The organism is Geoglobus acetivorans (genome assembly GCF_000789255.1).
Taxonomy (GTDB): Archaea; Halobacteriota; Archaeoglobi; order Archaeoglobales; family Archaeoglobaceae; genus Geoglobus; species Geoglobus acetivorans_B.
Genome location: NZ_CP009552.1, coordinates 1,225,711 through 1,250,919, shown reverse-complemented (window position 1 = coordinate 1,250,919; position 25,209 = coordinate 1,225,711). Strand labels below are relative to the sequence as shown.

Here is a 25,209-nt window from a genome sequence, read left to right as displayed (position 1 = left end):
CTCAAGGATAAATATAGAATTGAAACGGTTTATATTTGAAAATGTAAGAAATTTTATTACTGAACTTTGTTTAGTTATGGCTCATTTCTTGCCGTTATGCCGCCCGTCCGGAAAACAATACAGACTTTTCCACAATGGAGCCGGAAAATTTGAGTTTGCTGAAGGGGCTTCATCCGGTGTGTTCCCAGAGCAGGTTGAAGAGGTGGATGTGCGGATGAACTATGCCCTCGTTCTCAGTATACAGCCCATGGGGAACTCCCCCATCATCAAAATAGACCATCAGCAGTTTTGAGTCGTCGACTATAAGCGTGTAGTTGCTGTATGATTCGATTTCCCTGATTTCTCCGCCAAGAGCAAGAATCTCCTCCCTGCAGACCTGCTCGAACGTTCCGAGTGCGTAGAGTTTCACACCCTCCGGGAGGTATCTCTTCAGTATCTCCCGGCACTTCAGCGTGAATAGGGGTCTTTCGCCCACAAGTTTTACACATTTTTCTGCACTCTGAATCATTTCGAGAATTCTGGCAACAATCGCCTCCTCACCCTCAACCACCCACACGTGGGAGCCGCCTGAATCACTCTGAACTTTTGGAGCAAGCTCTTCAATCTCGCTGATTCGGTCCCTCAGCTCCTCCATTCTGGCGCTGAACTCTGCACTGAGCTGTCTGATACGATTAACAAGCGCCCTGCGAACGTTGAGTGGTGCATACTTCTTGGGATTGGTGTGTCTTACCTGTATGAATCCCTTTCGTTCGAGTGATGAAAGCGTATCGTAAATGCGCTGCTGGGGGATTGCGGACAGCTTTGCCACCGTTCCCGCACTCGCCTCGCCAACGGAGAGAAGCACATAGTATGCTCTCGCCTCGTATGTCGTGAGTCCGTAGTCTCTCAGTGCGTTAACGAAGACCTCATCAATTGTTATCTCCATCTCGAACCATTTTTCACTATGGGGATGTATTTAGCCTTTTGCCTCTGACAATCAGTGTGCTCGATTTTGAAAATCTCGCCACACGTTCAGCAACACTTCCGAGAAGCAGATGGTCTATTCCGCTCCTCCCGTGAGATCCGAGAACCACCATGTCGTATCTCGCAGAGATTTCTGCGATTACGGAGACAGGATGCCCTTTCACTGAAATGCACTCTGCGGAATCCCCCAGGATTTTCCTGGCCATGCTTAGGGCATGGTCTCTGCGCTGCTGCAGCTCCTCGAAGAAGAGCTGGGAGGATACCGGATCGGAGGTGTCCATTACGTGGACAGCGGTCACCTTGAGGGGTATCTTTTCTCTGACATGCCGTATCAGTTCCATTGCCAGCCGGGAATGCTCGGAACCATCGGTGGCAATCAGAACCCTTTTCGGGATTTCTGATGATCTGGCCACAAGCACAGAAGTCCCTGCATGACGAACGATTTTTTCGGAAACGCTTCCGATAAAAACTCTTTCAAGTCCAGAGCGGTTATGGGATCCGGTTACTATCAGGTCTGCATCGACCTCGCCTGCGCACTCTATGATCTCGCTCGCGGGATGTCCCTCTCTGATGACTGCATGCACATCCGGAAACAGCTCTTTCACCCTTTCGATTGCATCATGCGCTTCATCTCTTTTCAGCTGGTCGCAGATAACCGAAACTGCATGCAGCTCTCCTCCGAGAACCCTGGCGAGATTCACCGCAAGAGTGACAGCTTTTTCAGAGGCGAGTGAACCATCTGTCGCCACAAGAATTCTGGGTTTTTCTCCACCGCAAATCTTACCTGCTTCCATAACTCTCACCCGGTTTTTTCAGTACAGCAATGTGGCCATCGCGTAGGAAAGGCCGGCTATGAACATCCAGGCTGCCAGTCCGACATAGAATGGCAGCATACCCACATCTTTCAGATCTTTAAAGCTCGTGTTCAGGCCCATTGCAGCCATAGCCACCGCCAGCAGGATGTCGTCGATTCTGACCAGCATTTTCGAGATACTTCCCGGTAATATGCCGATGGAGTTTATGAAAATCATGGCCACAAATCCAAGCACAAAGTACGGGATTGGAACTGAACGGAAGCTCACACCCTCCGCCTCTTTTCTCGCAAACAGAATTCCGAGAATCATCGCCACCGGAGCAAGCAGAACGACCCTTGAGAGCTTTATGACTGTTGCCACATTACCGCTTGCGTCACTCACAGCATATCCTGCAGCCACAACCTGCGCAACTTCATGAATGCTTGCCCCCGCCCATACCCCGTAAAGCAGGTTTGACAGACCCAGTATTTTTGCCATCACGGGATATGTGAACATGGCCACCGTGCCGAAAAGGGTGACCGTGGCGATTGCGAAGGCAATATTGCGATCTCTGGCGTTTATAACTCCGCCAACTGCTATAACTGCTGACGCTCCGCAAATGCTTACCCCAGTACCGATCAGCGCTGCAAGCTCCTCTGAGACACCAGCCCTTCTTCCAAGCCAGATGGAAAACATTAACGTCAGCACAACGCTTGCAATGACCACAATCAACCCCCTGCCACCTATGTGGGCTATTTCGGAGATGCTGAGCTTCAGCCCGAGCAGTATTATCGCCAGCCTCAGTATTCTTTTCAGGGAGAACTCTGCACCTGCTCTGAATCTTTCCGGAAGGCCCGTGACATTTCTAAATACCATGCCAATCACTATGGCGAGAATTAGTGGTGAGATTGCCACATGCTTGTTCATCACTCCTGCGAGAAGTATTGCCATTACAGCGAGTGCACCAGAGTAGGCAAGCCCCGGTGCAATCCTTAATGCCAAGTTCCTGACCTCACCCATACCATCACCATTTAGCACCACTTTTTAATGGTGTTCACCACCTGAAAATGGTGCAATTTTTAAAGATTGTGGATGTTCGGGGGGTCAGAAAAGGCATTAAAAAATAAAAATCTGAAAATAAATTTTGTAAAAAATCCTCAGACCTGAGAATTCCAGGAACAACTGCGGTTATTCAGCCTTTGCGCTCAAAGTGTCCTATGACTTCGTCTATTAGCGCATAGGAGCTTTTCACCTTGCTGACGTCTCCAAAGTAGGTCAGGTTCCACACAACCACGTGTTCCACTCCGAGTTTCCTGTATTCATCAAAGGTCTGGATTATCTCTTCTGGCGTACCGCAGATGAACGCTGCTCTGGCAACCTCGTCCGGAATCCTGCTGACCGCCTCAAGGATGTCATCCTTGGTGAACTTCGTCGGGATGTAGTCCAGCAGGCCATAGTACCTTCCGAGCGGGTGCCTGAGGCCCATTTTCTCGTAAACCTCGTGGTGAAGCAGAAGTGCATGGATTCTGAGTATTGGAATTTTGAGGAGTTTTTCAACCTCTTTTGGATTTTCATCTATGACGATGCTTGCGAACAGAGCCTTGGTAATTTCTTCAGGCTCTCTGCCTGCGTTTTTCGCATATTTTTCAAGTTTCTCAGCTCTCTCCGCGTAGTCCTGAGGGGTGGTTGATACCGGCAGCCACCCGTCTGCATGTTCAGCGGTAAGCTTCAGCATTCTGTCCCCATGAGCCCCGACCCATATTGGCATCTTGCCGACGGGCTTGAGGTCGAACACCGCATCCTCAAGCCTGAAGAACCTTCCTTCAAAATTTATCTTCTCTCCATAATCGCTTTCCAGCATTATTTTCATCAGCTTTAACGCCTCTTCGAGCCTTGCAGCAGGTTTTTCAAATTCAATGCCGTACGGTACGATGTTTTCAGCCTCTCCAGCTCCAATGCCCAGAATGAATCTGCCGTTGGTGGCGTGGTTTGCAGTGACTGCCTGCTGGAGAAGAACGGCAGGGTGTCTGCGGAACACCTCGGTAACGCTGACGCCAAACTGCATTTTTTCTGCTGATCCTGCAGCATAACATATCTCGCAGAACGGGTCGAAGAACATGTGACATGATGGATACTTCACTGCGAAGGGTGTCTCCTTCCACAGCTCGTGCGGGTACCAGCCCATAAGATGGTCCGCAAACCAGAGCGAAGAGTATCCCTTACCTTCAAGCCTATTGACGGTCTTTCTCGCCTCCTCTATCGGAGGAAATGTTGGTGCTACCGTTCCGAATTCCACTCTATCACCTCATGACACGTTCAGGACTCTGCAAAATATCATTTTAAATCGTATGCTTATTGAGATCAAACCTCAAAAAATATAAAATTAATCTCTCCGTTTTCACGGAAAGCTCATCCCTGCGAGGGAAGGTTCATGCCCTGGCAGAATGTTTGCCCTTCTCGTTACCGACAGAGCCTTGTAGCAGCTATCGTACCACTCGCTTAAATCAACATGCAGACCGACCGGAGCGAATGGAAGAGGCACTGGACCAACCTGAATCTTGCCCCCTGTTGCATCATCTATCTCGACTGCCTCTTTCGGTGGATTCAGGTTGAGGTATGTGTAAAAGTGGTCTCCTGCGACAAGATATGTTCCCTCCTCTGTCTCAACAGCGACGCCCTGCAGACCCTTTGTGTGGCCCGGAAGGGAAACAAGCTCGATTCCGTCAGCGATTCTTTTATCTCCATCAACCAAGCAGAGATCCATGTCCTCGAGAGGCTGGAAGAGCTTCTGGTCATAGGTCAGTCTGTAATGCAGCGGTGGATTGAATGCGCTCTCCCATTCCCTCTTCTGGACATAAATTCTGGCGTTGTGGAATAGCTGGGCGTTTGCCACATGGTCGAAGTGCAGATGCGTGAGGATCAGGACGTCTATCTCCTCCGGCGTAACATTCACCTGGCTGAGCGCTTCTCTGAGACCTTTTTCTCCTCCCCCTGATACCGGAAAACCGTGAACCATTCCGTTGACTGGCTCCTCAATTCCTGCATCTATGAGAATCTTCCTTTCTCCGTCCAGATACCACACATACACCGGCCCGTTGATGAACTTCGTCATGTCTCCGAGCATCTGAATTACTCCCAACGGGGCCATAATCTCGGCCTGTTTTAATGGCTTGATCACATACATTTCGTTCACCCTCCTTTCTGCTTTTCTCTTTCCTGGAGAACTCTCCAGAGAATCTTACCTGCCCCGCTCTTCGGAAGCTCCTTTACGAACTCGACTATGCGGGGGTACTTGTAGGCAGCCATCTGTCCCTTGGCCCAGGAAATTATCTCATCCTCGGTAACCCTGCCTTCATACCCGGGCTTCAGAACAACAAACGCCTTCACTTCCTCAACAACCCTGCTGTCAGGGACTCCTATGACACAGACTTCCTTTATTGCAGGATGCCTGTACATCACGCTTTCAACCTCTGCTGGCCAGACCTTGAATCCTGCCCGGTTGATCATCCTCTTGATTCTGTCAACTATGAAGAAGTAGCCATCTTCGTCCATGTACGCTATGTCGCCTGTTCTGAAGTACCTTTTACCTTCAATTTCTATGAATGCCTTTTCTGTCTCCTCAGGTTTGTTCCAGTATCCCTTGAAGACTTCCGGACCGCTTATAACCAGCTCTCCAACTTCTTTCGGTGGAAGAACCTCGCCAGTTTCTGCATCGATTATCAGAGCATCAACACCGAAGTCCGGAATTCCGAGGCACTGAAGTTTGGGGCTGTCAGGCGGATTCATGTGCGTCTGGGAAATAGTCTCGGTCAGACCGTATCCTTCCACGTATCTCAGCCCGGTTAGCTGAAAGAGCTTTTCAGCAACGGCTTCGGGCATTGGGGCACCTCCACCCCCCACAGCCAGAAGAGAACTCAGGTCTCGATTTGAAATCTCTGGATCTGAAAGCAGATCAACAACCATCGTGGTTATGTTCATCCAGTGTGTGCAGCGATACCTCTCTATCGCCTGTATGGCAGTGTCCCTGTCCCATCTTGACAGCAGCACTATCGTTGCTCCGGCGTAAATCGGGGCGAGCATGGAGTGAATCATACCCGTAACGTGGAAGTAAGGCAGGGTGGCGAGAGAAATTGCTGCCGGAGACATGTTCCACCAGTGAACCGAGCTTAGCGTGTTGGCAATTGCCGTGGAATGGGTGTGCATGCAGCCCTTGGGCATTCCGGTTGTGCCCGCGGTGTACGGTATCAGGGCGAGGTCATCACTGCCAACCTCAACCTCTGGAGGGTTTCTTTCTTTCAGCGCTTCGTTCCATGCTATTGCATTCCCCGTATCGAACCTGGTTTGGGCAAATTCCGGAACTGGCAGTTCTGGTTCATCGGGCAGGTAGTCAGAATGGTGACCGCAGATAACCTCTATGCCGAGCTTTTCTGCGATTGGGGCAATTCTCTGGTACAGCTCGGATGTGGTTACGGCGATTTTACAGCCCGAGTCAGACAGGATATATTCCAGCTCTCTTTCAACCAGCATCGGGTTCACGGGGACAACAACCGCGTTTCCTCTGAGAATTCCAAAGTAGGAGATCACATAGTGGGGCGAGTTCTGCATGTACACCGCCACTCTGTCTCCTTTCTGGACTCCCTTTAACGCAAGATGGGTGCTGAATCTCTCCACCGCATCCCACAGCTCTGAATAGCTGATTCGCCTTCCGTAGAAGATTATGGCATCCTTGTCCGGGTATCTCCTTGCAGAGGTTTCGAGAAACTCAAAGAGAGGCACTTTCGGGTAAACCAGCTCTCTCGTCAGCATTTTTGGCCAGGATTTCAGCCAGGGTTTTTCACTATCCATATCGTTAAATCATGATTATTTCATATTTAACGATTTCGATTTGGAGTTACGTTATCATAATACGAAGTATTGCACCTTAAAATAATAACACGATACGATTCTATCGGGTAAAAAACAACCATCTATCCTCTAAGGCGGTGTATGGCCCTATAATGTGATTATTTCGTCCAAAGGTTTGTCAGAGGCCGTAACCGAAAAATAGATAAACTTATGAAATTTTTTTCACATTATGCGAAAGAATGGCCTTGATGAGATTGACAAGAAGATTGTAGAATACATCCTTAAAGGAAAAACGCAGAGCGATATTGCGAAAATGCTCGGCATAACTCTGAGGACTGTGCAGAACAGGATGAAAGCCTTGGAGGATGAAGGTTATCTGATCAAGCTTAAGGAGGGGTACTGGATTGCAGATTACCAGAAACTCGGACTGAGTTTGCTGGACGTTACCTTTCTGGATCTTGCCATGGACTCCAAGGATAAAATTGACGTGCTGATCGAGCATTTAAAGAAGCTCGATTTTGTGGAGAACGTGTTTGAGATTATGGGGTCTGCATACGATCTGGGTTTTATTGTAAGGTACAAGGACATTGAGGAATACAGGGAGCAGAAAAGGATTTTCCTGAAGTGGCTCAGGAAAAACGGAATCAACATAAACCACATTCAGACGTTCATAGCGTCCAAAACTCATAAGGACCATAGAAGAACAATTATCGTCTGATTTATATTTTTAAGTATTCAATTTATTCTGCATATTGCACATGCACGTGTTTTTCCACCGCGTAACCACCCATTTTCTTTCCGTTTTTGCCGGATGGTGTAGTTATGTTCATATAATACACCAATAATTAAATTTAATTTCGTAAAATGAGTAACAAAATCCGAAATATTTAAGTATGATCAACCATCTGACAATCTGTTATGAAAGAAAATGAATATTTTGAATTGCTGAGGGAAAAATGGAACAAAATCTGGCCACACCCGTCGCTGCCTGAGGAGCCGGTATACCCGCTTGGAAAAGTGCCCATACACGAATATCTGGAAATGCATGCTGAGAAAGCGCCGTCGAAAGACTATCTGATCTACTACGGCCGGAGAATAACGTATGGCGAGATGGACGATCTGAGCAACAGATTTGCCAGCTACCTCATTGAAAACGGTTTTGAGAAGGGAGACCGCGTGGCATTGGTTCTTCCCAACATGCCTCAGTTTTACATCGGTTACTTCGGCACACTCAAGGCCGGTGGAATCTGTGTCCTTCTGAACCCGATGCTCAGGGAAATAGAGCTGGAGTACTTTTTCGAGGAATCCAGACCGAAATTTATACTGACTCTCGATGTGATTTATCCGGTGGTTGAGAGTGCAGCCAGGAAAGTATCCGGTGATATTGGCATCATAGCTGCCTCTTTTAGAGAATTCCTTCCTGAGAATCCCGAGATACCCGTTCACCCGTCTATGGAATCGCCGGAAAGACTGGAGGGTGTTCAGTACATTTCGGATGTTCTGGAGAGCGTAACTGCGAACAGGCCCGGGATAAAGGTTACGCTGGATGACTATGCGACCATGAACTTCACCGGAGGCACCACCGGACTGCCAAAGGGGGTTTACCACAGACATAACAACGTTCTTTACACTGCGGCCAGCATATACACGTATTTCAACGCCCACCTGCTTGTCGAGCAATACGCTGATCAGGAAGTTGACTTTGAAAAATTTGTGTCTGAGTTATCAAAAAGCGAAGTTTTACTGGCTGCAATGCCCGTCTTCTGGATTGCGGGAAACGACATGGGTGTTGTAAGTCCAACTCTCGCCGGATCCACAGTTGTGCTGCTCACCAGATGGGATGTCAGGGCTGCAATGGAAGCAATTCAGAAATATGGAGTTACCACAACATTCGCCCCCTTCGACCTCTACTGGGAAATTCTGAGCCATCCAGATGTTGAAAAATACGATCTCACTTCTCTGAGAAACTGCACCGGATCGAGCTTTATCAAAGGGCTGACGAAGGAACTCAGGGAAAAATGGAAGGGGCTGACGGGAGCGATACTGAGAGAGGCTGCGTATGGTCTCACAGAAACGCACACCTTTGACACCGTTACCGCCGGGTTCCACGTAAACGATCTGGACATAGAAAGGTCGGAGAAGTACAGCGGGACATTTTGCGGAATACCCGTTCCAGGCACGCTGATAAAGATCGTTGATGAGCAGGGAAATATTGTTCCGTTGGGCCAGGAAGGTGAACTTGCCATCAAATCTCCTTCCATGGTGGATGGCTACATTGGAAGGCCTGAAGAAACCGCAAAGGCCTTCAGGGATGGCTGGCTGTTCACGGGAGATGTTGCGATGTATGACGAGGATGGACTGCTGTACTACCTTTCCCGAAAGAAGTACATGCTCAAAGTTTCCGGGATAAGCGTCTATCCCACTCAGATAGAGTTCATAATGCTGAGACATCCGGCAATCGAGCTGGTTGGAGTTGTGGGCGTGGATGATGCGGAGAAAGGGCAGGTGCCTGTAGCGTTTGTCAAGCTGAAGAGAGAGTACGCTGGAAAGGTGAGTGAAGAAGATATCCTGAAGTGGTGCAGGGATAACATGGCTCCCTACAATGTTCCAAAGAGAGCAATAATTCGGGACGAACTACCTCTCACGGCAACGGGCAAGGTCATCAGAGAAGAGCTGATTAAAGAGTCTGAACGGCTCAATCTGGACTGATCCTTCAGAGGGGTTGTGAAAATGGAATGCATTAGGGTTGAAATTCTTGATGGCGGGATTGCGAAAGTTTACCTCAACAGACCCAGAGTCATGAATGCGATAAACGCCAGCCTGAGACACGAGCTTGAGGAGGTGCTGAAAGAGCTTGCAGAGGACGATGGTATCAGAGTGGTCATAATCACCGGTGCAGAAGTTGAGGGAAAAAGAAAGGCCTTTTCGTCAGGTGACGATTTGAGGGAGCTGGAATTTGACATCAATAGCCCTGACGTCCTGTCAGAGTACCACAAAAGCGTTGATAACGTCATGAGGCTGTTCAATTTCATTGACGACTATCCCAAACCTGTAATAGCAATGGTCAACGGAATATGCATGGGAGGGGGACTGGAGCTGGCGCTGTGCTGTGATTTCATATTTGCATGCGAGAGTGCGCTATTTGCCTTCCCTGAAGCAGGTATCGGGTTCATACCCGGGTGGGGAGGCACTCAGAGGCTTTCAAAGCGGGTGGGTGAATCAAAGGCAAAGATGCTGATCTACACCGGAGATGTCGTGGACGGAAAGAGGGCAGCAGAGCTTGGTCTGGTTGATATCCTCACCACTGATAGCGAACTGGAACAAAAGACCGTCGATTTCGCCAGAAAGATTGCAGAAAAAAGTCCGCTGGTAATCAAAATGGCGAAAATTGCGATAGAGCGGGGAATGGAATCCAGTCTGCGGTCTGGGCTGTATTATGAGCTGCTATCTCTCATGGTGTCTCTGAAGACTGAGGATCTCAGGGAGGGATTCTCCGCATTTCTTGAGAGGAGAAAGCCTGAGTTCATGGGCAGGTAATGTTTTCTCGGAGAGATCCTCTTTTTTTTATCGCCGTCTGTTCTGCCTCTAAAACTCTGAGTCATGGGGCTGCCCGATGCCGGTTTTTTGTTCGTAGCCTGATGAATATGTCGAAATGTTATTTCATATTTGACGATTCAATAACCTGATTTTTTTAATAGAATACGAAAAAATTAAATAAAATGATTAGTCAGTTTAGATTATGAGGACTGTTGAGGAATACCGGAATGACCTGTACAGCATGAAACCCAACGTGTATGTTGGGGGAAAGAGGGTGAAAAGAGACGACCCCAGACTTCGAGGCGGGTTGTATGTCATGTCGAAAACGTTTGAACTCGCAGACCATCCGGATTATAAGGATCTCCTGACTACACGATCTCATCTGACCGGGAAGAAGATTAACAGGTTCACACATATCAATCAATCTGCTGAAGACCTGCTTGCAAAGCAGGAGATGACGAGAAAACTCTGCCATCTCGTGGGAGGATGCATTCAGCGCTGTATGGGCTGTGATGCGATAAATGCTCTGTCAATCGCAACGTATGCTGCGGACATGGAGCATGGCACTGATTACAGCAGGAGGTTCGCTGAATATCTGAAGGAATTTCAGGGCAGGGACCTGACTGCTGCCTGCGCCCAGACTGATGTAAAGGGTGATAGAAGCAGAAGACCTCACGAGCAGGAAGACCCTGACATGTATCTCAGGGTTGTTGAGCGGAGAAGCGATGGCATTGTCGTCAGAGGGGCGAAAAACTGCATCACCATGTCTGCAGTGGCCGATGAGATAATAGTTGTTCCAACAAGAGCCATGACGCCTGCAGATAAGGATTACAGCGTTGCGTTTGCCGTTCCGGCAGACGCTGAGGGTGTGAAAATAATCTCAAGGACATCCTCTCTGAGGGCTCCGGAAGAGATGAACATGCCTCAGGCAAATGTCGGGGATGACGAGGGTTTTGTAATCTTTGACGACGTCTTTGTCCCGTGGGACAGGGTTTTTCTGTGCGGTGAGAATAAGTACGCCACCCTCTCGGCACACCTCTTTGCATTATTCCACAGGCACAGCTACACGGGCTGCAAGCCAGCCACCACGGACATCGTGATGGGGTTCGGAGCTTTGATAGCCGAATACAGCAACATCTACGACAAACACAACATCCGGGAAAAGCTCGTTGAGCTTGCATCGGTTGCTGAGCTCGTCTATGCTGCGGGTATAGCCTCAGCCATAAACGGGACAAAGACGCCGGCCGGAACATTTCTCCCGAACGAAATCTACGCCAATGTTGGCAGAAGGTATGCCGGGCTGAACTACTACCACGAACTGGAGATTCTGGCGGAGCTGTCGGGTGGTCTGCCTGCGGCGCTGCCCTTTGCGGAGGATTTCCTGAATCCAGAAACCAGGCCATATATAGAGAAGTACATTAAAAGACGGTCAGACGTTCCTGCAGAAAACGTTTACAGGTGTCTTTTCGGGATATCGAACATTCTGTGCTCGTCTTTTGGCGGTGTTCAGGCCGTTGCCGGAGTGCATGGTGGTGGTTCTCCGGTCATGGAGGACATTGCCATCTGGAGAAGTTACAACTTTGAGGAGAAGAAGGAAATAGCCAAGTATCTGACAGGAATAAAGGAGTGAGGTGGAAACGTGAGCTATGAAATCTTGATGAAGAGGCTGGGCTTTCCGGATTCCCGGCTGCTCAGAAGTATTCTCGAATACATCATGAGTGAGGAAGAAGCCAGAGTTGCTGCCGCTCTGCCCGGAAGTGTTGATGAGATTTCCGAGAAGCTGGGAATGGACGTTGATAGGGTGAAAGAGATACTCGATGGCCTTTTTTACAGAGGGGTTGTCATTCCCAGGGATTTCGGGAAGAAGGACCATTACAAGTTTGTGAGGGATATTATTCAGCTCCACGACGCGACCATGGCCTCACAGCACATGAACGATCCGGAATTTGCCAGGCTCTGGAAGGAGTTCGGGGACAGGGAGATGAACCCGGTGGTTGGCAGAATGCTCACCGACATGGGTTTGAAGTTCTGGAGGGTTGTGCCTGCTTACCAGGCAGTAAAGGACCTGCCGGATGTGCTGCCCTACGAGGACATCAGGGAGATGATAAAAGCTCAGAAAAAGATTGCCGTCGTTCCATGCTCCTGCAGGAATGTTACAAGGCTTGCATCTGACGGATGCAGCTTTACGGACGAATTCAGCACGTGGCACTGCATTCAGTTCGGGAGAGGCGCAGAATACGCCATCGCCAGGGGATCAGGCAGAGAGATTTCTGTCGAAGAGGCTCTCCAGATCATTGCCGAGGCTGAAAAAGATGGACTTATCCACACGTGGGCCAACACCTCAAAAATTGTAGACCCCATTGTAACGGTGAACTGCAACTGCTGCGGAGACTGCTGTGAGTTTTTCCTCTCGTCAAGGGCCGCAAATGTGCCTCTCGGTGTACAGCTCGAAAAAAGCAGGTATGAGGCTTACGTTGACGACGAGGCATGCACAGGATGCCAGACCTGCGTGAAGAGGTGCCATTTTGATGCGGTGGAAATGTACTCGCCGGATGGTGGCAGGAAGATGAAAGCCAGGGTCAATCCTGAGAAATGTTTTGGTTGTGGCGTCTGCGTGGTTGGATGCAGGAAGAATGCGATAAAGCTCAAGGCTGTCAGACCGCCTGAGTTTATACCGGACTAATCTTTTTTTATTATCAACCTGCATGGTTCTTTCAGTGTTCGCATGCATCCAAGAAGCACGGTCAAAAAACTCGACTCCGGCAATCAAGCATTTGCGGTTTGCAAAGGCTGCATTCATCTATCTGCCTATATGACCCACTTAAATCCTGAAAACAGGGGCATGCGGGGGGAGGGATTTGAACCCTCGGACCCCTCCGGGACCAGACCCTGAATCTGGCGCCTTTTCCTGGCTCGGCAACCCCCGCATCGGTTGGGTTATCTGTGAGTTCGAACAGAATATAAAAATTCTGGTTTCAGGCTCGACTGATTTAGGGTCATCGTAATTTAAGATTTTTCGCAGTCCACCCATTCTGACCCTTTAGCAGGATTCGATGGAAAAAATTTAAAAGATATTGCCATTCTCTAACATAGGTGATTTCGTTGAGCAGGGAAATTGAGATTCTCAAAATTCTTGAAAACAATTCACGAATTTCGAGTAACGAAATAGCTGAAATGCTCAATATGGATGTTCGGGAGGTTGAGGAAATTATTAAAAAATACGAGGATGATGGTGTCATTCTGAAGTACAAGACTCTCATCAACTGGGAAAAGGCCGGTGTTGAGGAAGTATATGCCATAATAGACGTCAGGGTAAATCTTAGCAGGGAAAAGGGTTACGATGATATTGCGAAGAGAATTGCCAAATTCCCTGAAGTCCATGCTGTGAGGCTTGTGAGTGGGGAATATGATTTTCAGGTTGTGGTTAAGGGCAAATCGCTGAAGGACATTTCGTTTTTCATTGCCGAGAAAATCTCAACGATTCCGGAGGTCAGAGACACCAACACGCACTTTCTCCTGAGAACGTATAAGGAAGAGGGAGCACTTCTCTTTGAAGATGAGGAAGACAGGAGGCTTGCAATTGTCCCGTGAAAGATTGAACAGAAGGGTCAGAGAGCTTAAGCCCTCTGGAATCAGAAGGTTTTTTGAGCTGATAATTGGCAGAGATGACGTTATAAGCCTGGGCGTTGGTGAACCTGATTTTCCCGTTCCCTGGAGGATCCGGGAGGAGATGATTTACAGTCTTGAAAAGGGGATTACATCCTACACCTCCAACTATGGCCTTCTTGAATTGAGGGAGGCAATTGCCGATTACTACAGGAGATTCGGAGCTGAGTTTTCTGAGGAGAACGTATTAATAACGACCGGTGTCAGTGAAGGTATCGATCTTGCATTGCGAGCAGTGGTCAATCCGGGTGAGACGGTTATAGTCCCCGAGCCGGTTTACGTTTCATATTCTCCTCTTGCTTATCTGACCGGAGCCGAGGTTGTTAATGTATCCACCTGCCCCGGTTTCAAGGTTACTTACGAGGACCTTGTGAAATACAAGGACAGAAATGTCAAGGTACTGATGCTGAACTATCCGAACAACCCTACCGGCGTGAGCTATACGAAGAAGGAACTTGAGGAACTTGCTGATGCCGTGCTGGAGCTTGATTGTTTGGTTATCTCTGATGAGATTTATGCTGAACTCAGCTACAGCTTCAAACATGTATCAATTGCCTCACTGAACGGAATGGAGGATAGAACTATAATCCTGAACGGTTTTTCAAAGGGCTTTGCGATGACGGGAATGAGAGTCGGGTATGCGATAGCACCTTATGACATACTCGAAGGCATGGTGAAAATTCATCAGTATTCCATGCTCTGTGCCCCTGTAACTGCACAGGTTGGCGCCCTGGAAGCGCTGAGAAACGGTGAAGATGAGCTTGAAATGATGCGAGCAGAGTACATAAGGAGAAGGAACTTCTTCATAAAGCGCCTGAGAGAGATGTTCGACGTTGTCATGCCGGATGGCGCGTTCTATGCTTTCCCTGATGTAAGTTCTACCGGTTTGAGCGGCATGGAGTTTGCCGAACGCCTTCTGATGGAAAAGAACGTCGCTGTGGTTCCAGGGGATGCCTTTGGTGAATGCGGAGCGAACCATGTTAGATGTGCCTATGCTGTATCAATGGAAAAACTCAGGCTTGCGGTGGACAGAATGAAGGAGTTTGTAGAATCTCTCTGATTTTCAGATATGCTGAACGTATAAATTTTCAGTTTAATCCTGCGAGTAAAATATTTAATTCGTATGGAGATTCTATTATCGATGAATTTGAATGTCAGGGAACTGCAGATATTCCTGAATCTGTTGAAGTACGCATATCTGAACGAGAATCTGGTGGCAATCAGACTGCTCGGTCTTATCGGGACGTGTGATCGGGCTGACGATGACTTTGTTTTCAGGCTGATGGTCGACAACGAAAAGCACAAGATTCTCCTTCAGGAGGTTCTCCACGAAATCAGTTACGAGCATGACTTTGACATATCCGACTATGAGAAAAACGTATATCTTCTTCTCGAGCTTTGGAAGGGCGAAGTGGACCGCTTCGATATTAAGGTGCTTGAAAAGCAGGCCTACAGGATATACAAGATGCTGCTCAAATTTACCGACGAGAAGCTGAAACCCCAGCTTGAAGAAAGTGTTTATGTCTCCATACGAAGCAAGATTCTCGAAATTCTCGAAGATGAGGAGAGATACAGCAGGGAGCTTGAGAACATCTAAATTCTTTTGACCATCCTTATCCATCTTCCAAGCTTGCCGCTTTCTCTGAATCCGTGTTTGAGATAAAACCTTTTTGCGGGTTCATTCTTTTCCCCCACCCACAAGCCCATCTCGTCCCGACCCTTTTCTCTTCCGTAGTTTTCAGCCCTTATAAGGAGTTTGGAAGCGACGCCTTTTCCCCTCAGGTCTTCTCTCACAAAAAGCTCGTGAAGCTCTGCAACTATCTTCCTCTCCATTCTGCTGAACCAGCCTGAGTCACAGGCCGCAAAACCAACAGGAACGTCATCGATAACTGCCACAAAAATGCCTTCTCTGTCTCTTCCATGCAGCCATTTGAAGTAATCTCTTATATCTCTGGTTGTGGTGTATGCATATTCTTCGTAGCCCCTGTAGGCTGCTCTGTAAAGCTCGATGAAGTAATCGATGTCATCTCTTCTCGCTCGTCTGATTTTCACAGATGGTTTTTTATTCAGCACTGTTGAAAATTCTTCCGATGATAAAAATTCTCGAGCAGCTCGTGAATATCGATTCCCCTTCGGGTTATGAAGAAAGGATACGGGATTATGTTTCGGGACTCATAAAGAAATACGGATTTCATCCCGAGATTGACAATCTCGGCAACCTTTATGTGAGGGGCGAAAGTGATCTCTGGTTTGTGACCCATCTCGATACTGTTGAGCGAAAGGCAGATTTTCGGCTTGATGGAGAATACGCTTACGGTACAGGAGTTGCCGATGCAAAGGGCAGCATGGCTTCAATACTCGGTGCAATGGAGGCCACTGACAGGCTCGGGCTGAATTTCGCGTTTCTTGTTGATGAGGAGGAGGGAGGAAGTGGTTCGAAACATTTTTCAGAGAATTTTTCCGGCAGAGCGGTGGTCATGGAGCCGACAAATCTGAGTGTTGCTGAGAAACAGCTCGGAAGCGCAGAGGTGGTTCTGAAGTTTTACGGGAAACCTGTCCATGGCGCCTACTGGAATGAAGGTGTTAATGCGATTGAAAAGGCAATTGAAGCCATTATCGAGCTTAAAAGCAAGTACATGTTTTCCGTTCAGGAACTGAAGGGTGGATCTAACCTGTACGCAATCCCGGACCTGTGTGAGGTGAGACTCAGCTTCATATTCGACTTTGATGTGGATATGTTTGAAATGAGGAACGAGCTTGAGAGTCTGGATGCAGATGTTGAGTTTTCTGAGTTCTATGAACCCATAAGATGCGATGAAATCCCAGAAATTGAAAAATATGCTGGGAAAAGGTCTGTGATGCATTCCTGGACCGATGCCTACAATTTCAAGAAAAATGGGTGGAAAGTTACAATCTGGGGTCCAGGAAACCTCGTGGATTGCCATACTGACAGGGAAAGAATAAAGCTCGATGAAATTGAAAAGGCTGCTGAAATAATTCTGAAAATAAACGAAGAGGTGGTCTGATGAAGGTGAAGTTCACGAAAATGCATGGAAATGGCAACGATTTCATCCTTATCGATGAATTTTCCGGAATTGTAATTGAGGAAGAGAGAAAATCCGAATTTGTGAAAGCTGTCTGCAACAGGTACTTTGGCGTGGGAGCTGATGGGGCTCTGTTTGTCCAGAAATCAGAAGTGGCTGATGCACGATTCAGATACTTCAACGCTGATGGTAGCGAGGCAGAGATGTGCGGTAATGGCATCAGGTGCTTTTCAAGGTATGTTGTCGAGGAGGGTTATGCTGAAAGCCCTCTTAATGTCGAAACTCTCGCCGGAACACTTGAGCTTGAGGTCTTTCAGGATGAGGAGGGCTGGTGGGTTAGTGTTGACATGGGCGAGCCAAAGTTTGGCAGGGACGGGATTCCTGCAGAAGAGAACGTCTGGGGGAAGGTTTTTGAAGTTGGAGACAGGAAGTTTGAGGTTTATGCTGTGAACACGGGCGTTCCTCACGCAGTCATATTTGTTGAAGACCTCGATTTCGATATAATTCCTTATGCGAGAGAAATAAGGTATAACGAGCTGTTTCCGGAGGGCATAAATGTTAATTTTGCAGAGGTTCTGGATGGAAGAAGAATACGGATCAGGACATACGAAAGGGGCGTCGAGGACGAGACGCTGAGCTGTGGAACGGGAAGCTGTGCTGTTGCTGTGGTGGCACACAGGCTTGGCATTTCTGAAAAAAGTGTTGAGATCATTACCAGGGGTGGAAAGCTTAAAATTGATGTTGGGGATAGAGTTTTCATGACTGGCGGCGCTTCGAGGGTTGCTGATGGCCATATTAACACCGGTGAGCTGAGATATGATCTTCCCTAACAGACTTGCACTTTCGGCAATGGCTGGGATAAACGACTGGAAGTTCGTCAGCAGGTTTAATGTCGGATTCGGAATACTTGGAGGTTTTAATGCGGATAAGAAGTCCAATGAGGCGGCTTTAAATGCAGTTCGGAGGGGCAGAAAGGAATTTGTCTTTGAAAATCCAGTTAAAGAAATTGAACGCAATCTGAAAATGCTGGAAGACTTCAGAGGTACTGTGGGAATAAACGTGAGAGCGTTCAGTGATGAGGGCTATGTTGATATTTCAAAACTCGCAGCAGAGTATGGCGCCATACTGGAAATAAATGCTCACTGCAGGCAGAAAGAATTTACGGAAATTGGGTGCGGACAGTCGTTGCTTTATGAGCCAGAACGCCTTGCGAAAATTGTTGAGCGAGCATCGAAATTCGCTGAAGTGTCTGTAAAGATACGGGGCGGTCTTGATATCGATTATTTAAGGCTATCAGGCAGGATTTTCGAAAGCGGAGCAGCCATGATTCATGTGGATGCGATGGTTCCGGGAGGAAAGGCAGATCTCAAACTTATTGAGCTGATCTCCGGGCTGGGAAATGTTGTTGGAAACAACTCTGTGAGAAGTGTGGAGGATGCGAGAAAAATGATTGATGCCGGAGCCAGGCTTGTCTCCATTGCAAGAGGGGTGCTTGAGGATGAAAGAATATTTGACAGGTTGCTTGAGGATGAATTCCTTGCGTCTAAGGTAGAGGTGAGATGATGGAAATTGCGAGAGACATTTCTGAGGAGCTTAAAGTTTCCTATCTGGATTATGCGATGAGTGTAATTGTGGGCAGAGCCATTCCTGATGTTAGAGATGGTTTGAAGCCCGTACAGAGAAGGATTCTGTATGCAATGTATGAGATGGGACTTTACAGCAACAGACCCTACAGAAAATCTGCCAGAATTGTGGGAGATGTGCTCGGTAAGTATCACCCTCACGGCGACTCTGCGGTTTACGATGCCCTTGTAAGAATGGCTCAGGACTTCAACATGCGATATCCGCTAATTGACGGACAGGGTAACTTTGGCAGCATTGATGGGGATGAACCGGCTGCGATGAGGTATACTGAGGCGAGGCTTACAAAATTGGCAGAGGAAATGCTTGCAGATATTGACAAGGAAACGGTTGATTTCATTCCCAACTTTGATGCCACTCTCAAGGAGCCGGTTGTTCTTCCTGCCAGGCTTCCCAACCTGCTGATTAACGGTTCAAGCGGTATCGCTGTGGGAATGGCAACGAACATGCCCCCGCACAATCTGAGGGAGATCTGTGATGCAATAATTGCCTACATAGAGAACGAGGACATTACTGTCGAAGAGCTTATGGAATACGTTAAGGGTCCGGACTTCCCGACCGGAGGCATTATTGTGGGGACTGGAGGTATCAGGGATGCCTACCAAACCGGAAAGGGCAAGATTACTGTGAGGGGCAGAGCGGAGATTGAGGACAATTCGATAGTGATAAGGGAAATACCCTATCAGGTTAACAAGGCAAACCTTGTTGAAAAGATTGCGGGACTTGCGAGAGATGGGAAGATAGAGGAAATAAAGACGGTGAGAGATGAGTCCGATAGGGAAGGGATAAGAATTGTTGTCGAGCTGAAAAACGGTGCAAATGCGGGAGTGGTACTCAACAGGCTTTACAAGTACACTCAGCTTCAAACAACTTTTGGCATAATCAACCTGGCACTTGTGGACAACCAGCCGAGGGTGATGAGCCTTAAAGAATTGATCGCAGAGTTTGTCAGGCACAGGAGAGAGGTTGTGAGGAGAAGGGCAGAGTATGAACTCAGGAAAGCTGAAGAAAGGCTCCACATTGTGGAAGGTTTGAAAATAGCTATAGAAAATATTGATGAGGCCATAGAGATAATCAAGAAATCCGAAAGTACGGAGGTTGCCAGGAGGGGCCTTGTGGAGAGGTTTGAGCTTACAGAAAAGCAGGCTGAGGCCATTCTTCAGATGAGGCTTCAGAGGCTCACTGCAATGGAGATTGACAGCCTTCTCAAAGAATACAGGGAGCTGAAGGAGAAGATTGAGGAACTGAAGGCGATTCTCGCAAGCAGGAGGAAGATCGATGAAATCATAATCAGGGAAACCAGAGAAATTGCAGAAAAGTATGGTGACGAAAGGAGAACCAGAATTCTTGCAGATGTCGGAGAGATAACCGAAGCGGATCTGATAGCTGAGGAGGAGAATCTTCTAATCGTTACAAAAAGCGGGTATGCCAAGAGGGTGGACCTCAAATCCTTCAGGGCGCAGGGCAGAGGAGGTGTAGGTGTCCAGGGCATAAATCTGAGGAATGAGGACGAAATTGCCTTCCTTGGTATTGTGAATTCAGCCCACAGGTTAATTCTTTTCACGAACAAAGGCAGGGCGTACTGGATAAATGCATACGAGATACCCAAGCTTGACAGGGTGGCCAGAGGAACGAGTCTCAGAAACATGGTTTCCATGGAGAGTGATGAGCACGTCGTCTCGGCGTTATCTGCAGAGGAGTTTAAAGGGGAGATTTTACTGCTGACTGCGGATGGCTATATAAAGACGGTGAAGCTTTCGGAGTTTGAGAATGCCAAGAGATCTGGAATTATTGCTGTAACAGGCGAACCTGTAGCTGTTAAACCCGCAAGAGGGAAAGAAGTCATTATCACCACCCGGAAAGGGATGCTTGTGAGGTTTGACAGGTCTGAGGTTCCAACGTATGGCAGGACTGCAAAGGGCGTGAAGGCAATCAGGCTGAAGAGTGGAGATGAAATTGCATGGATGGATTGCGGAAGTGAAAAGGAGATACTGCTGCTCTCAGAGAACGGATACGGTAAACGGGTTAAAACCGGAGAGTTCAGAAAAATCTCGAGAGGTGGACAGGGAGTTATCTGCTTTAAAGCTACTGCAAAAACAGGAAATGTTGTTTTTGCTGAATTTGTCAGAGGTAACGGGCTGTTTGCGTTCAGCAGGGACGGTAATGTGATACTTGTGAACATGGATGAGATTTCAGTGCAGGGGAGGAACACGACCGGCGTAATTGTGGCCAGGAATGGTGTTGTGAAGGCCACACAGGTGGTTTTGTGAGGCTTTTGCCTGAGAACTGGGAAGACAGACGAAATTACAGGGTTGCTCCACTCCATTTTTTTGACAGCCGCACCTTCATTCAGCTTGTGGAGATAAAGGGCAGGGTCGGGAGTCACTATCATAGAACTCAGACTGAAGTTTTCGTCGTGGTGGAGGGGAGCGGAAAAATTGGCATTGGGGATGAGGTTCACGAGGCGGGATGTGGAGATGTCCTTCTGTGTCCGCCCGGAGCGATACATTTTGCGGAAGGAAACCTGAAAATACTGGTTTTCAAGTACGATTATGTGGACAACGATACTGTCTGGCTTGAGTGAAGCTTTGAGTCAGTCTGGCAAAGATAAATTTAAAATTCTGGTTTCTGATTGTATTTATGGACTCCCTGATTCTTTCAAGAAGTGATGTTGAAGAGCTTTTGACGATGGAGGAGTGTTTGAGTGCGGTGGAACACGCCTTTTACCTGCATGGTACTGGAAAAACGCAGATGCCAGCAAAAATTTATCTCACATTTGAAAACGGAGACCTCAGGGCGATGCCCGCTTTCATTGAGGGTCATGCAGGCATAAAATGGGTCAACTCTCATCCGGGAAACAGGGAAAAAGGGTTGCCGACGGTTATGGCGGTTCTCATTTACAATGATCCTGATACAGGCTTTCCCCTTGCCGTGATGGACGCCACTCATCTCACCAACATGAGGACCGGTGCTGCGGGAGGTGTTGCTGTCAGATACCTTGCGAGGAAGGACAGCAGGACTGTGGGTTTTGTGGGCTGTGGAATGCAGGCCAGAACGCAGCTCGAGGCAATAGTTAATGTTGCTGATATCGAGAGGGTGAAGGCCTATGATATCAGTGAAGGAACTGCAAAGGACTTTTTGAGTTTTGCTGAAAAGTTTGGGCTGGATGGAGAAGTGGTTGAGATAGCCGACGCATGCAGAAGCGACATCCTGGTAACGACAACACCATCAAGAACGCCGGTTGTGAAGGCCGAATGGATTGAGGAAGGGACACATGTAAATGCGATAGGTGCAGACGCTCCGGGAAAGCAGGAGCTCGATCCGAAAATCCTTCTCAGAGCGAAGGTTGTGGTCGATGACTACGAGCAGGCGTTTCACAGCGGAGAGGTCAACGTTCCCCTGAGTAAGGGCATAATCACAGAGGATCACATTTTCGGCACTCTGGGTGAAATTGTAGCGGGTCTGAAAAAGGGCAGAGAAGATGACAGCCAGATCACCGTGTTTGACTCAACAGGACTGGCGATTCAGGACATCGCCACAGCAAGCCTGATATATGATAAGGCTGTAAAAGCTGGAAAAGGTGTGAAGTTCAGGTTTTTCTGATGAGGGTGGCATGCTTCATTTCCGGCGGAAAGGATTCAATGCTCGCTCTTCACAGGGTGAGCGAGGAACATGAGATCGCCTGCGTGGTTTCAGTCATTTCTGAGAATCCGGACAGCTACATGTTCCACACAGCCAATTTGCCTTTAGTGGATGCAATTGCCAGTTCTCTCAAAATACCTCTTTTCAAGGTGTTTGTCAGCGGACAAGAGGAGAGAGAGGTGGATGAACTGTCAGAACAGTTAAAAGCACTGGACGTCGATGGTATTGTTACCGGGGCTGTAAAAAGTGAGTATCAGAGGAAAAGGTTTGAGAAAGTGGTCAGGAGAATGGGTGCAAAGCTCATCGCCCCGCTCTGGCACATCGATGAGAGGGATCTCCTGAAGGAGGTCTCGGAAAAATTCGAAGCCATAATCGTAAAGGTCTCTGCAATGGGACTGGATAGAACGTTTCTTGGAAAAAAAATCGATCATGAGCTTATAGAGACTCTCTCAGGACTTTCAGAAAGATACGGGATCAACATTTCGGGAGAGGGTGGGGAGTATGAAACACTTGTCCTCAACGCCCCCCTTTTCAGAAAAAGAATTGTTATTGAAGATTATGTGATAAATGGGCATGATATGGTTTCCAGCATGGATGTGAGAGCGTACCGGCTTGAGAACAAGGATAATTATCCATCCAAATAATTTTTGGCCCGGATATTCCGGTTCTAAAGCTGAACCGGATAATGTGGAATTCGCAACGTGCGGGAAATATTTTTAAATTGGTTATTCAAATTATTTAATGAGGTGAGATGTCATGAGTGGAAACCCTTTGTTCAGGGGTCTGAACAGACCCGGATCTTCGAATCCCGAAGATATGAATGACCTTGAGAAGAAACACACGCCCGTTATAACCGCGCCGGATAGGGTTTCAAAAGGAGAGCGATTCGAGGTTGTTGTTGAAACAGGAGTTTACATGCAGCACCCAAATGAGTACGGGCATCACTTTTCCTGGATTGAGCTTTATCTGGATGATGTGCTTGCTGGTAGAGTCTATTTGCAGCCGGTGATTGCTGCTCCAAAGGCTGTATTTTTGCTGAATGCCGCAGAGGATTATGTCGGAAAGAGGAAACTGGTGGCCAGAGCCTTCTGCAACCTTCACGGTACGTGGGTGAGCGAGAAGCCCATAGATATCGAATGATTTTGAATTTAGATTAAACCAAATAATTTATATCTGTCAAATATAAAATAAGGTCAGAGGTGAGAGAAATGGCAAAATACCAGTGCAAGGTATGCGGATATGTGTATGATGAAGCTGAGGGAGATCCGGATAATGACATTCCCGCAGGAACGATGTGGGAGGATCTCCCGGATGACTGGGTTTGCCCTGTTTGCGGGGCAAGTAAAGAAGATTTTGAGAAAATCGAATAAGCGATTTTCCCCCATTTTTTGTTTTCCTGGAGGTGAGTATCATGCATGTTGAGCTAAAGCCCGGTATCTACTGGGTTGGAGCGGTGGACTGGAATATAAGGAATTTCCACGGATACACAACGAGATTTGGCACAACCTACAACGCCTATCTGATCCGGGCTGAAAAAACCGTTCTTGTGGACACTGTAAAGGCGGGCTTTGAGAATCAGCTGTTCGAGAAGCTGGACGCCCTCGGTGTTGATAATCTCGATTACCTCGTGGTAAATCACATCGAAATGGATCATGCTGGATCTGTGAAGGCGGTGATTGAAAGGTATCCAGAAGTGAAGATTGTGACGAATGTAAGGGGAAAGAACGGTTTGAAGGAGGCCTATGGCATAGAGCATGACACGATTGTAGTGAAGACAGGAGATAAACTGGAAGTGGGTAAAACGCTTACGTTCATCGAAACTCCTCTCGTTCACTGGCCAGACAGCATGGCCACATACGTCGTCGAGGATAAGGTTCTGCTCCCGAATGATGCTTTCGGGGAACACTACTCAAGTGCAAGAAGGTTTGACGATGAGTTCAGCGACGAGGAAATGGGCGTGATATTCAGAGAGTGTGCAAAGTACTATGCCAACATTGTTCTGCTGTACAGCAAACAGGTTTCAAAGGTTCTTGAGAGTATTGAATCCATGGGGCTGGAGATAGACGTGATTGGACCGTCTCACGGAATAATCTGGAGAAAGAGGATTCCTGAAATTGTTGAGAAGTACAGGGGATGGAGCAGCGGTGAGGCTGAAGAGAGGGTGGTTGTTGCATACGATTCCATGTGGAACCACACCGAAAAAGCGGTGAAAGAGGTCGTGAGTGGGATTGAAGAGGCAGGAGTGGATTACATTCTCTACAGGCTCTCTGTCTCTGATTTCACGGAAGTAATGACGGACGTCATGCTTTCCAAGGGGCTGATCGTTGGATCTCCCACACTCAACAGAGAGCTGTTCCCTTCTGTTGCGAGCTTTTTGACCTACATGAAGGGTCTGAAACCCTTCAACAAGGTTGCGGGAGCGTTTGGAAGCTACGGATGGAGCGGAGAGGCAGTGGGGAAAATAGTTGACATCTTCAATGAACTGAAGTTTGATGTTGTTGGGAGTGTGAGGTTCAAGTTCTCCCATGATGGGGCAAAAGACGATCTCAGGGAGCTTGGCAGGGCCGTGGCGGAGAGGGTAAAGGAAAGCTGAATCAAAATTTAAAATCAGATTCTACTCCATTTTTTCCATGAGGGTTATTGACCTCAGAGGTCAGAAATGTATGAACCACATTTTAAAGCTCGAAAAGGAGTTCAGAGATGCTGGAGAAGTCTTCGCGGCAATAACAGACGACGAATCTGCAATCTATGACATTCCTGTATGGGCCTCCAGCAAGGGCATTGAAATACTTGAAATCAGGAGAGAAGGAGGACTTTTAAAGTTCCTGATGAGAAAATAGCTCTGAAATGCTGTTCTCGAGAAGTTCGGACATCTCTGAATGATGTGGTGGTGCAGGGCTTATGTTGTCATGCAGTTGTGCTTTTCCGAAAGGGGCTGCGGGCATTGAAACATCCATAATTCTTATAAACTCAGATGTTGTGATGCGAATTGCGGGCCGGTAGCTCAGTTTGGGAGAGCGCCGCCTTGGCATGGCGGAGGCCTGGGGTTCAAATCCCCACCGGTCCATTTCAATTGA

The 25,209-nt window shown here is 47.8% G+C and carries 26 protein-coding genes and 2 tRNA genes; 20 read left to right on the top strand and 8 right to left on the bottom strand.

Going from position 1 to position 25,209, the window contains the following annotated elements:
• Nucleotides 1-169 precede the first annotated feature (169 nt).
• From GACE_RS07415 to GACE_RS07390, 6 genes are all read right to left on the bottom strand, one after another.
• Complete coding sequence (locus GACE_RS07415) at nt 170-925, bottom strand: TrmB family transcriptional regulator (protein ID WP_048092392.1); 756 nt, start codon at nt 923-925, stop codon at nt 170-172.
• 16 nt (nt 926-941) lie between these two features.
• A complete protein-coding gene (locus tag GACE_RS07410; protein WP_048092390.1) occupies nt 942-1,757 on the bottom strand; it encodes a universal stress protein in 816 nt (271 codons plus the stop codon).
• A gap of 18 nt (nt 1,758-1,775) precedes the next feature.
• Complete coding sequence (locus GACE_RS07405) at nt 1,776-2,777, bottom strand: YeiH family protein (protein ID WP_052400253.1); 1,002 nt, start codon at nt 2,775-2,777, stop codon at nt 1,776-1,778.
• A gap of 172 nt (nt 2,778-2,949) precedes the next feature.
• Complete coding sequence (locus GACE_RS07400) at nt 2,950-4,053, bottom strand: LLM class flavin-dependent oxidoreductase (protein ID WP_048092386.1); 1,104 nt, start codon at nt 4,051-4,053, stop codon at nt 2,950-2,952.
• 102 nt (nt 4,054-4,155) lie between these two features.
• The gene (locus tag GACE_RS07395; RefSeq protein ID WP_048093775.1) at nt 4,156-4,941 is read right to left on the bottom strand and encodes an N-acyl homoserine lactonase family protein; all 786 of its coding nucleotides are present in this window, start codon (nt 4,939-4,941) and stop codon (nt 4,156-4,158) included.
• 5 nt (nt 4,942-4,946) lie between these two features.
• The gene (locus tag GACE_RS07390; protein WP_048092384.1) at nt 4,947-6,602 is read right to left on the bottom strand and encodes a long-chain-fatty-acid--CoA ligase; all 1,656 of its coding nucleotides are present in this window, start codon (nt 6,600-6,602) and stop codon (nt 4,947-4,949) included.
• Between the two features lie 229 nt (nt 6,603-6,831).
• Between GACE_RS07390 and GACE_RS07385 the strand changes: the two genes are divergently transcribed.
• From GACE_RS07385 to GACE_RS07365, 5 genes are all read left to right on the top strand, one after another.
• Entirely contained in the window at nt 6,832-7,320 is a 489-nt protein-coding gene (locus GACE_RS07385) for a winged helix-turn-helix transcriptional regulator (protein ID WP_048092382.1), read from the top strand.
• Nucleotides 7,321-7,520: 200 nt separating this feature from the next.
• Complete coding sequence (locus GACE_RS07380) at nt 7,521-9,311, top strand: AMP-binding protein (RefSeq protein WP_048092380.1); 1,791 nt, start codon at nt 7,521-7,523, stop codon at nt 9,309-9,311.
• Nucleotides 9,312-9,332: 21 nt separating this feature from the next.
• Complete coding sequence (locus GACE_RS07375) at nt 9,333-10,139, top strand: enoyl-CoA hydratase-related protein (RefSeq protein ID WP_048092378.1); 807 nt, start codon at nt 9,333-9,335, stop codon at nt 10,137-10,139.
• Nucleotides 10,140-10,341: 202 nt separating this feature from the next.
• A complete protein-coding gene (locus GACE_RS07370; protein WP_048092376.1) occupies nt 10,342-11,769 on the top strand; it encodes a 4-hydroxyphenylacetate 3-hydroxylase family protein in 1,428 nt (475 codons plus the stop codon).
• 9 nt (nt 11,770-11,778) lie between these two features.
• Nucleotides 11,779-12,822, top strand: coding sequence for a 4Fe-4S dicluster domain-containing protein (locus tag GACE_RS07365; protein ID WP_048092374.1), 1,044 nt, complete (start codon nt 11,779-11,781; stop codon nt 12,820-12,822).
• Between the two features lie 160 nt (nt 12,823-12,982).
• Here the strand turns inward: GACE_RS07365 and GACE_RS07360 are convergent.
• Nucleotides 12,983-13,066, bottom strand: a tRNA-Leu gene (locus GACE_RS07360).
• A 175-nt stretch (nt 13,067-13,241) separates the two neighbouring features.
• Between GACE_RS07360 and GACE_RS07355 the strand changes: the two genes are divergently transcribed.
• From GACE_RS07355 to GACE_RS07345, 3 genes are all read left to right on the top strand, one after another.
• Nucleotides 13,242-13,730, top strand: a complete 489-nt coding sequence (locus GACE_RS07355) for an Lrp/AsnC family transcriptional regulator (protein WP_048093774.1) — start codon at nt 13,242-13,244, stop codon at nt 13,728-13,730.
• Complete coding sequence (locus tag GACE_RS07350) at nt 13,696-14,865, top strand: pyridoxal phosphate-dependent aminotransferase (RefSeq protein WP_048092372.1); 1,170 nt, start codon at nt 13,696-13,698, stop codon at nt 14,863-14,865. The genes GACE_RS07355 and GACE_RS07350 overlap by 35 nt, the downstream gene beginning before the upstream one ends.
• Nucleotides 14,866-14,946: 81 nt before the next feature.
• The gene (locus tag GACE_RS07345) at nt 14,947-15,402 is read left to right on the top strand and encodes a hypothetical protein (protein WP_048092370.1); all 456 of its coding nucleotides are present in this window, start codon (nt 14,947-14,949) and stop codon (nt 15,400-15,402) included.
• On the opposite strand, the gene GACE_RS07340 is transcribed toward GACE_RS07345, so the two are convergent.
• The gene (locus GACE_RS07340; RefSeq protein ID WP_048093772.1) at nt 15,399-15,857 is read right to left on the bottom strand and encodes a GNAT family N-acetyltransferase; all 459 of its coding nucleotides are present in this window, start codon (nt 15,855-15,857) and stop codon (nt 15,399-15,401) included. The two genes, GACE_RS07345 and GACE_RS07340, sit on opposite strands and share 4 nt — an antisense overlap.
• 38 nt (nt 15,858-15,895) lie before the next feature.
• Here GACE_RS07340 and GACE_RS07335 point away from each other — a divergent pair, with 38 nt between their 5' ends.
• The 12 genes from GACE_RS07335 to GACE_RS07280 all read left to right on the top strand — a co-directional run bounded on the left by GACE_RS07335 (nt 15,896) and on the right by GACE_RS07280 (nt 25,199).
• Nucleotides 15,896-16,831 (top strand): M20/M25/M40 family metallo-hydrolase, encoded by a 936-nt coding sequence (locus tag GACE_RS07335; protein WP_048092368.1) that lies wholly within the window; start codon nt 15,896-15,898, stop codon nt 16,829-16,831.
• Complete coding sequence (gene dapF / locus GACE_RS07330) at nt 16,831-17,679, top strand: diaminopimelate epimerase (protein ID WP_048092366.1); 849 nt, start codon at nt 16,831-16,833, stop codon at nt 17,677-17,679. Before GACE_RS07335 ends, dapF begins: the two co-directional genes overlap by 1 nt.
• Nucleotides 17,666-18,412, top strand: coding sequence for a tRNA-dihydrouridine synthase (locus GACE_RS07325; RefSeq protein WP_048092364.1), 747 nt, complete (start codon nt 17,666-17,668; stop codon nt 18,410-18,412). The genes dapF and GACE_RS07325 overlap by 14 nt, the downstream gene beginning before the upstream one ends.
• Nucleotides 18,409-20,760: a DNA gyrase subunit A gene (gene gyrA, locus GACE_RS07320; RefSeq protein WP_318249164.1), complete on the top strand. Its 2,352-nt coding sequence runs from the start codon at nt 18,409-18,411 to the stop codon at nt 20,758-20,760. The genes GACE_RS07325 and gyrA overlap by 4 nt, the downstream gene beginning before the upstream one ends.
• Entirely contained in the window at nt 20,757-21,074 is a 318-nt protein-coding gene (locus tag GACE_RS07315; RefSeq protein WP_048092362.1) for a cupin domain-containing protein, read from the top strand. Before gyrA ends, GACE_RS07315 begins: the two co-directional genes overlap by 4 nt.
• Nucleotides 21,075-21,130: 56 nt before the next feature.
• Entirely contained in the window at nt 21,131-22,093 is a 963-nt protein-coding gene (ala, locus tag GACE_RS07310) for an alanine dehydrogenase (RefSeq protein WP_048092360.1), read from the top strand.
• The gene (locus tag GACE_RS07305; protein WP_048092359.1) at nt 22,093-22,776 is read left to right on the top strand and encodes a diphthine--ammonia ligase; all 684 of its coding nucleotides are present in this window, start codon (nt 22,093-22,095) and stop codon (nt 22,774-22,776) included. The genes ala and GACE_RS07305 overlap by 1 nt, the downstream gene beginning before the upstream one ends.
• A 112-nt stretch (nt 22,777-22,888) precedes the next feature.
• A complete protein-coding gene (locus GACE_RS07300) occupies nt 22,889-23,272 on the top strand; it encodes a desulfoferrodoxin family protein (RefSeq protein ID WP_052400252.1) in 384 nt (127 codons plus the stop codon).
• A 68-nt stretch (nt 23,273-23,340) separates the two neighbouring features.
• A complete protein-coding gene (gene rd, locus GACE_RS07295; protein WP_048093762.1) occupies nt 23,341-23,502 on the top strand; it encodes a rubredoxin in 162 nt (53 codons plus the stop codon).
• A gap of 41 nt (nt 23,503-23,543) precedes the next feature.
• Nucleotides 23,544-24,725, top strand: a complete 1,182-nt coding sequence (locus GACE_RS07290; RefSeq protein ID WP_048092358.1) for an FprA family A-type flavoprotein — start codon at nt 23,544-23,546, stop codon at nt 24,723-24,725.
• 37 nt (nt 24,726-24,762) lie between these two features.
• A complete protein-coding gene (locus GACE_RS07285; protein ID WP_048092357.1) occupies nt 24,763-24,972 on the top strand; it encodes a sulfurtransferase TusA family protein in 210 nt (69 codons plus the stop codon).
• A 153-nt stretch (nt 24,973-25,125) separates the two neighbouring features.
• A tRNA-Ala gene (locus GACE_RS07280) sits at nt 25,126-25,199 on the top strand.
• Nucleotides 25,200-25,209 lie beyond the last annotated feature (10 nt).

What these genes read in the sequence shown, in the direction of transcription:
- GACE_RS07415 (WP_048092392.1), bottom strand. Translation starts at nt 925, where the DNA reads ATGGAGATAACAATTGATGAGGTCTTCGTTAACGCACTGAGAGACTAC.
- GACE_RS07410 (WP_048092390.1), bottom strand. Translation starts at nt 1,757, where the DNA reads ATGGAAGCAGGTAAGATTTGCGGTGGAGAAAAACCCAGAATTCTTGTG.
- GACE_RS07405 (WP_052400253.1), bottom strand. Translation starts at nt 2,777, where the DNA reads ATGGGTGAGGTCAGGAACTTGGCATTAAGGATTGCACCGGGGCTTGCC.
- GACE_RS07395 (WP_048093775.1), bottom strand. Translation starts at nt 4,941, where the DNA reads ATGTATGTGATCAAGCCATTAAAACAGGCCGAGATTATGGCCCCGTTG.
- GACE_RS07390 (WP_048092384.1), bottom strand. Translation starts at nt 6,602, where the DNA reads ATGGATAGTGAAAAACCCTGGCTGAAATCCTGGCCAAAAATGCTGACG.
- GACE_RS07385 (WP_048092382.1), top strand. Translation starts at nt 6,832, where the DNA reads ATGCGAAAGAATGGCCTTGATGAGATTGACAAGAAGATTGTAGAATAC.
- GACE_RS07380 (WP_048092380.1), top strand. Translation starts at nt 7,521, where the DNA reads ATGAAAGAAAATGAATATTTTGAATTGCTGAGGGAAAAATGGAACAAA.
- GACE_RS07375 (WP_048092378.1), top strand. Translation starts at nt 9,333, where the DNA reads ATGGAATGCATTAGGGTTGAAATTCTTGATGGCGGGATTGCGAAAGTT.
- GACE_RS07370 (WP_048092376.1), top strand. Translation starts at nt 10,342, where the DNA reads ATGAGGACTGTTGAGGAATACCGGAATGACCTGTACAGCATGAAACCC.
- GACE_RS07350 (WP_048092372.1), top strand. Translation starts at nt 13,696, where the DNA reads ATGAGGAAGACAGGAGGCTTGCAATTGTCCCGTGAAAGATTGAACAGA.
- GACE_RS07345 (WP_048092370.1), top strand. Translation starts at nt 14,947, where the DNA reads ATGAATTTGAATGTCAGGGAACTGCAGATATTCCTGAATCTGTTGAAG.
- GACE_RS07335 (WP_048092368.1), top strand. Translation starts at nt 15,896, where the DNA reads ATGATAAAAATTCTCGAGCAGCTCGTGAATATCGATTCCCCTTCGGGT.
- dapF (WP_048092366.1), top strand. Translation starts at nt 16,831, where the DNA reads ATGAAGGTGAAGTTCACGAAAATGCATGGAAATGGCAACGATTTCATC.
- GACE_RS07325 (WP_048092364.1), top strand. Translation starts at nt 17,666, where the DNA reads ATGATCTTCCCTAACAGACTTGCACTTTCGGCAATGGCTGGGATAAAC.
- gyrA (WP_318249164.1), top strand. Translation starts at nt 18,409, where the DNA reads ATGATGGAAATTGCGAGAGACATTTCTGAGGAGCTTAAAGTTTCCTAT.
- ala (WP_048092360.1), top strand. Translation starts at nt 21,131, where the DNA reads ATGGACTCCCTGATTCTTTCAAGAAGTGATGTTGAAGAGCTTTTGACG.
- GACE_RS07305 (WP_048092359.1), top strand. Translation starts at nt 22,093, where the DNA reads ATGAGGGTGGCATGCTTCATTTCCGGCGGAAAGGATTCAATGCTCGCT.
- GACE_RS07300 (WP_052400252.1), top strand. Translation starts at nt 22,889, where the DNA reads ATGAGTGGAAACCCTTTGTTCAGGGGTCTGAACAGACCCGGATCTTCG.
- rd (WP_048093762.1), top strand. Translation starts at nt 23,341, where the DNA reads ATGGCAAAATACCAGTGCAAGGTATGCGGATATGTGTATGATGAAGCT.
- GACE_RS07290 (WP_048092358.1), top strand. Translation starts at nt 23,544, where the DNA reads ATGCATGTTGAGCTAAAGCCCGGTATCTACTGGGTTGGAGCGGTGGAC.
- GACE_RS07285 (WP_048092357.1), top strand. Translation starts at nt 24,763, where the DNA reads ATGAGGGTTATTGACCTCAGAGGTCAGAAATGTATGAACCACATTTTA.